The 1,432-nt window shown below is 61.9% G+C and carries 1 protein-coding gene and 1 pseudogene; one reads left to right on the top strand and one right to left on the bottom strand.

The window, feature by feature from the left end:
* Positions 1 to 210 (top strand): annotated as a pseudogene (locus EN742_RS38445) (ribonuclease activity regulator RraA); the annotation flags it as partial.
* 196 nt (positions 211 to 406) lie between these two features.
* Here the strand turns inward: EN742_RS38445 and leuB are convergent.
* A partial coding sequence (gene leuB / locus EN742_RS34935; RefSeq protein ID WP_128333880.1) for a 3-isopropylmalate dehydrogenase occupies positions 407 to 1,432 on the bottom strand: 1,026 nt, incomplete at its 5' end.

Raw genomic sequence — 1,432 nt, 5'->3', positions numbered from 1 at the left:
ATCGTCGTTGGGGACAGCGAGGGTGTCGTGGTAATCCCGAAGGAGATCGTCGAGGATGCCGCCGCCGAGGCCTTCGAGATGACGAGCTATGAGGAGTTCGCGGCTGCAAAGGTTGCGGAGGGACGCTCAATTTTCGGACTCTTCCCGGGGACGCCGGAGAGCCGGGTGGAATTCGAGGCATGGAAGCGCGAAACCGGCCGTTCAAAGTAGTGGCGGAAGCAATATTGCTCCGGGGCGCAGGTTTGGCTGCAAGGGCTGCGAAGACCGGTGTTTGCCCTCGCTATTCCGCGCGGCTTCCATAGCGTTGGCAGGGCAACTCCGGTCCGGATCCTATCATTCCCGGAATTGCCCCGGCCCAACAAAAAGAGCTTTAAGCGCGTAGTCTGAATCCGTCTCGGCCGCCGTTCTAAGCGGCAAGCGCCTGGACAATTTTGTCTCCCATCTCCTCAGTGCCGATCGGCTCTTTGCCTGGCTTGGCAATGTCGCGGGTGCCATGGCCCTCGGCAATGACTTTCCTCACCGCGCTCTCTATAGCGGAAGCTGCATCCTCGCGGCCAAGGCTCAGGCGGAGCATCATCGCCACGGAGAGTACCGCGGCAAGTGGATTGGCGATGTCCTTGCCGGCGATATCCGGCGCGCAGCCGTGTACCGGCTCGAACAGGCCCTTGTTGTCGGCGTTCAGCGATGCTGAAGGCAGCATTCCGATGGATCCGACCAGCATCGATGCTTCGTCGGACAGGATATCGCCGAAGAGATTGGCTGTGACGATAACGTCAAAGGCCTTCGGGGTGCGCAAGAGCGCCATCGCAGCGGCGTCGATGTAAAGGTGGCTCAGCTCGACGTCCGGATAATCGGTGCCCACCTCGTTGACGATCTCACGCCACAATTCCATCGTCTCGAGCACATTGGCCTTGTCGACTGAACAGAGTTTCCCGCGGCGAGACCGAGCCGCGCGGAAGCCGGCATGGGCGATCCTTCGTATCTCGGCCTCGGTGTAGCTCATGGTATTGATGCCGCGTCGGGTGCCGTCGGCGGTCCTCTCGATCCCGCGTGGCTCTCCAAAATAGAGATCGCTGGTGAGCTCGCGCAGGATCACGAAATCGACACCTTCGACGATCTCGGGTTTGAAGATTGTCGTGTCGGCGAGCTCGCTCCACGCGACCACCGGCCGGTAGTTGGCGAACAGGTCGAGTTCGCGGCGCAATGTCAGCAGCGCATCGCCAGGCCGAAGCCCGCGCGGAAGCGTCTCGTATTGAAACCCGCCCTCCGCACCGAACAAAATCGCGTCGGCTTCTCGCGCGAGGGCGAGCGTCTCCGGGGGCAGGGGATGGCCTTCGGCTTCATACGCGCATCCGCCTATGAGCGCCTCCTTCAGCTCGATGGCGAGGCCGTAACGTGCCGAGACCGAGCGCAAGACTTTGACTGCCTGGCG

The organism is Mesorhizobium sp. M4A.F.Ca.ET.020.02.1.1, assembly GCF_004022645.1.
GTDB lineage: Bacteria > Pseudomonadota > Alphaproteobacteria > Rhizobiales > Rhizobiaceae > Mesorhizobium.
Note: the sequence above shows the minus strand (reverse complement) of the source record. Positions and strands in the feature narration are given on the sequence as shown.